At 41.9% G+C, this 4,367-nt stretch carries 6 protein-coding genes and 1 pseudogene; all 7 read left to right on the top strand.

Annotated features, from left to right (window positions below; all coding sequences use genetic code 11):
- Positions 1-323, top strand: a 323-nt coding sequence (locus ACFO8Q_RS20910) for an IS66 family transposase (RefSeq protein ID WP_380028729.1), incomplete at its 5' end; no start/stop codon positions are given.
- A 62-nt stretch (positions 324-385) separates the two neighbouring features.
- Positions 386-496 (top strand): annotated as a pseudogene (locus ACFO8Q_RS20905) (hypothetical protein); the annotation flags it as partial.
- 59 nt (positions 497-555) lie between these two features.
- Complete coding sequence (locus tag ACFO8Q_RS20900) at positions 556-618, top strand: hypothetical protein (protein WP_380028731.1); 63 nt, start codon at positions 556-558, stop codon at positions 616-618.
- A gap of 258 nt (positions 619-876) precedes the next feature.
- On the top strand, positions 877-1,239 hold the full coding sequence (locus ACFO8Q_RS20895) for a Na-translocating system protein MpsC family protein (protein WP_380028727.1): 363 nt from the start codon (positions 877-879) through the stop codon (positions 1,237-1,239).
- A gap of 193 nt (positions 1,240-1,432) precedes the next feature.
- On the top strand, positions 1,433-2,452 hold the full coding sequence (locus tag ACFO8Q_RS20890; protein WP_380028724.1) for a sodium-dependent bicarbonate transport family permease: 1,020 nt from the start codon (positions 1,433-1,435) through the stop codon (positions 2,450-2,452).
- 30 nt (positions 2,453-2,482) lie between these two features.
- The gene (locus ACFO8Q_RS20885; protein ID WP_380028722.1) at positions 2,483-3,049 is read left to right on the top strand and encodes a carbonic anhydrase; all 567 of its coding nucleotides are present in this window, start codon (positions 2,483-2,485) and stop codon (positions 3,047-3,049) included.
- A gap of 15 nt (positions 3,050-3,064) precedes the next feature.
- The gene (locus ACFO8Q_RS20880) at positions 3,065-3,988 is read left to right on the top strand and encodes a DUF6671 family protein (RefSeq protein ID WP_380028720.1); all 924 of its coding nucleotides are present in this window, start codon (positions 3,065-3,067) and stop codon (positions 3,986-3,988) included.
- Positions 3,989-4,367 lie beyond the last annotated feature (379 nt).

The following is a 4,367-nucleotide window of genomic DNA, read 5'->3' as shown; positions in this document are numbered from 1 at the left end:
ACCAGTGGGAGAAGCTGAACGTATTCCTGCAAGACGGACGGCTGGAGATCGATAACAATCGCAGCGAACGTTCGATTAAGCCTGTAGTCATCGGCCGGAAGAACTTCCTATTCAGCAATACGCCGCGCGGAGCCAAAGCCAGCGCGATCATTTATAGCATCGTGGAGACAGCCAAAGCGAATGGGCTGAACCCATATCAGTATTTGATTCATCTCTTTGAGCGTATGCCTCAGCTTGCAGACCCGACCGATTCAGAAGCGCTGAGCAAACTGGAGCTCTGGTCGTCGTCCTTGCCGCTGACTTGCCGAATCTTTTCGAAATAAGCATACACCAGCCTCCACCCCTTCACAAGGTGGGGGCTATTTGACGTTCACGGTCAAGAAAAGTGTCACGGATTCATGGAGGAGTGAAAGTGTATCCAGGAGGCATTCCAGAAAAGTTTACAACGGATCATTGGTGTTGCCGTTTTCACGGAATACAAGGGGAGACGTTTCAACTTAGTCAAGTTGCAGAAATGTATACAAAGTTGGCAGTCTCCGGACCAGATTTGATTGCATCAAGACGGAAAATCTTTACAAGTTCAATGGCGAGTCAGGCTTTTCAACTGTTCACGGATAAGTAAAGAACTGGGTAAAACCAGATTTTAGGTTTGACAACCGAAACGCTTAAAGGTAAAATGAATTTGCAATATTGAAGTTACGATAGATTATCAATATAACTGCAAAGGATAAACTGTATTAGCATTCGGATAATGCTTCATTGTCCGGGTGAAAATACACTAAGAGACTTTGCGGTTTAGATTGAGATAAATCGGTATATTTCATCACTTTTAGGGTGATGTAGTATACCGTTTTTTTGGGTTAGGAGAAGAGAGCTATGACAAAAGGTCAATTAGAAGCAGAAATCAGCAAAGCATTAACACAATGGGAGAAAGATTTTCTAGGTCGAGGATCGGTTATGGTAAAGACCGACATTCTCCGGGACATGGTAATTGTTATTTTGAAGGGAGTCTTGACACCTGCTGAATATAAGCTCTCTGAAACAACGGAAGGATTGTTGTCCATCAAAAAAATTCGTTCTGATTTGGTGGAGTCCGGTCGAGACAAATTAGATGAAATCATTAGGGATAAAACCGGCGAAGAAGTAGTGATGTTTCACACGGATCTTAGCACAAGAACGGGTGAACGAATTATGGTCTTCAGATTATCCTGTGATTTAGAGAAAAAATTAATGTTTTAATAATGATATTAGGGAGATCTTTAAAAGACCCATTTTTAATACAAGGATGGGTTAGTTGAAGATAAACTGGCTATTTTATATGCTAGGGGATTGTATATCGGTGTTGCCACTGGTAGTAATTCCCATGCATGAAAATGCCGGTTTTTTTATTTTCCATTGGATATGAAAAAATTCTAAATAGGGGGATTTAAAAATGAACGAAATTATTATTCAAAATTTGCTGTCTCCAGTTGTGTTATTTTTTGCACTTGGAATACTAGCAGCGATGGTAAAATCTGATTTAAAGTTTCCGACGGCGCTAAGTGAAACGTTAAGCATATATCTTCTGATGGCGATTGGAATCAAAGGGGGAATTGAGCTTTCCCATTATTCATTGAGCACTGTTGCAAAACCTATCCTCGGAACCCTGTTTTTAGGTACTTCTATACCTATAATCGCGTTATTTATCCTCCGATTCCTGAAAATGGATTTGAGGAATGCCATCGGCCTGGCCGCGACATACGGGTCAGTGAGCATTGTTACCTATGGAGCTGCCATCTCGTTTCTTGGTGAATCCGGAACAAAGTATGAGGGTTTTATGAATGTCTTGGTTGTACTACTGGAAAGCCCAGCTATTTTTGTTTCCTTGCTTTTAATGAAACTGTTTGAGAAAAAAGAAGGTCATTCTTTGGTGTTTTCGCAAAATATCGGGTTGGCTGCAGGAAACTCTTCAGTCATCAGTGGTTTGATTGATAAGGAAGTGATGAAAGAAAGCCTGTTCGGAAAAAGTGTGTTGCTTTTGTTAGGAAGTCTTGTGATCGGATGGATTGTTGGTGAGGATGCTGTTCCTGCTGTAAAGCCGTTGTTTATGGACCTTTATCAAAGTGTTTTAATCGTGTTCTTACTCAATATGGGTGTGATCGCGGGTCAGCGTCTTCCTGAAGTGAAAAAACATGGCTGGAAAATTCTGCTCTTTGGAATCTTCATGCCTGTACTATGCGGAACTTTAGGGGTTTTTGTAGGAGATTACGTTGGTCTTTCGTTAGGAGGGACTGCCTTGATGGGAGTGTTGGCAGGAAGTGCTTCGTATATCGCGGCCCCTGCCGCGTTAAGAACGTCTGTGCCGGAGGCTAATCCATCCATTTACCTAGGATTATCACTTGGAGTCACGTTTCCCTTCAATCTGATATTCGGAATACCTTTGTATTTTACTATTGCACAAATGATTCGATAACTTCTTTCATTATTCAGGAAAGGAAGTGCATTGTTTATGGATAAAAGATCAAACAACCATTTAATCGAATATTTTCCTGTGACAACAGATCAGCTCAATCGAAAAAAAGTATTATTCATCATTGGAATGGAGGGCCAATTGGAACAATGGCTGTCTGCTGCAACCCATATTCCCCAGGAACAAATGATGGTTTTAAAGAGCTATGGCCCCGTGATCTCAGAACCTTACGATAGTCTTATGAGAAGCATAATTCTTGCAGTGTATCAAGAAAATGTGGAGGAAATTTTTGTTATAGGGGCAGCAGATAGCGATGAATCCATTTCGGACCCGAGTCATTTCATTTCCAAAATGAAACAAAAAGGAGTTCCGGCGGTTAAAATACAAACCGTTGAATATCTTTTTAAACATTGTTCCCCTGGATTTACAGCAAACGATCTGGCTCAATGGATGAAGGGAAGCAAGACAGTCACAGATGGTATTAAGCAGTCTGTGGATTTGATTCGTCGACATCCTTTGATGCCTTCGGGAATCAGAGTATATGGTTTATTGGTGGATACTGTTAATGGAAAGTACACGCGAGTTGTGGAACATCAGTAACAAGTGGATATATGTATGATTGGAGTCAAACAACTACGATCAAAAAACTACGATCAAAAAACTACGATCAAAAAACAACATACCGCTACTCATCCATATTCTGGTCGTAAAGCGGTTTTAGCGACCATGCATGGGAAAGAGCTAGCTATTGGTCCCCCCTTTCATAAACTCTTGCAAGTTTCTATTGAAATTCCCGAAGGAATCGATACCGATCGTTTAGGGACATTTACTGGTGAAATTGCGCGCAAGGGAACACCATTAGAGACGCTACGTAAAAAGGTAAAAATAGGGATGGAGCACCTTGGCATACCGTATGGTATTGCGAGTGAAGGCAGTTTTGGACCGTATGTCTATTTCCCTTTTATTGCCCAGGATCATGAAATTCTTTTGTGGATTGACGATGAACGCGGTATTGAGGTTGTAGAACAAAAGATAAGTACGGATACTAACTATAATTCAAAAACGGTTTCAAAACGGAATTATTTGGGTTATTTTCTAAATAAATCCTTTTCCCCTTCTCATGCACTCATCGTTAGACCAAATTCTGGTTTTATTCCTGGCTTAACATTCAAGGGATTGAAGAAGGTAAATGAGGTAAAAGAGGCAATAAAACGTTGTGCTGCTGCCTCCACTGACGGTCTAGCTCTTGTACAAACCGATATGAGAGCCCACATGAACCCCACGCGAATGAAGGTTATAGGTGAGCTTGCAGAAAAAATGGCCCATCGGTTAGCAACTCTTTGTCCGAACTGTTCATGTCCCGGATGGGGAATCGTAGACGTTGTCCAAGGATTGCCTTGTGGAGGATGCGGTTTAAAGACGGAACAAATTGCGCAAGAAGTGTACGGTTGCCCCAGCTGTGATTTAAGAAAAACAATGCCTCGCCAGGATGGTGTTACAAAATCATCACCTGCTTATTGCCATTGGTGTAATCCCTGATGTGCATCGCAAAAAAAGTCTGCCTAAAACGCCCCCATCCCCACAATCTCTCTCACGCCTTGTCCCACATGCCTTCTCCGCCTTTCTCACCATCTCCGCTTTATCACTCTAAATAAGTAAAAGTTTGTCTGGAAAACAGAGAAAAAAAGGAGCCCGAGTTCGACAGGAAATCGGCAAAATTAGTAACGCACGAAACCAAAAATCCTTTTTAATCAAGGTTTTTCCATTTCGCGCGCCTAGCCAAGCTAGGTACAACTAGCCGGTGTGAGTCCGGTCGAGGTAAGAGCCAAGTCGCCTCGTAGCTGACAGGTGAATATTTCACTGCCATAAGGCCAGTGAGTTAATCAGTGAGAGCCACTTTGTTAACGAATTGGAGCCA

Source organism: Effusibacillus consociatus (genome assembly GCF_042652925.1).
Lineage (GTDB): Bacteria > Bacillota > Bacilli > Tumebacillales > Effusibacillaceae > Effusibacillus > Effusibacillus consociatus.
The sequence above is the reverse complement of the archived record's forward strand: the minus strand, read 5'-3'. Positions and strand labels throughout refer to the sequence as shown.

Bases quoted from the DNA above. Each gene is read 5' to 3' on its own strand.
- ACFO8Q_RS20895 (WP_380028727.1), top strand. From the start codon at position 877: ATGACAAAAGGTCAATTAGAAGCAGAAATCAGCAAAGCATTAACACAA.
- ACFO8Q_RS20890 (WP_380028724.1), top strand. From the start codon at position 1,433: ATGAACGAAATTATTATTCAAAATTTGCTGTCTCCAGTTGTGTTATTT.
- ACFO8Q_RS20880 (WP_380028720.1), top strand. From the start codon at position 3,065: ATGATTGGAGTCAAACAACTACGATCAAAAAACTACGATCAAAAAACT.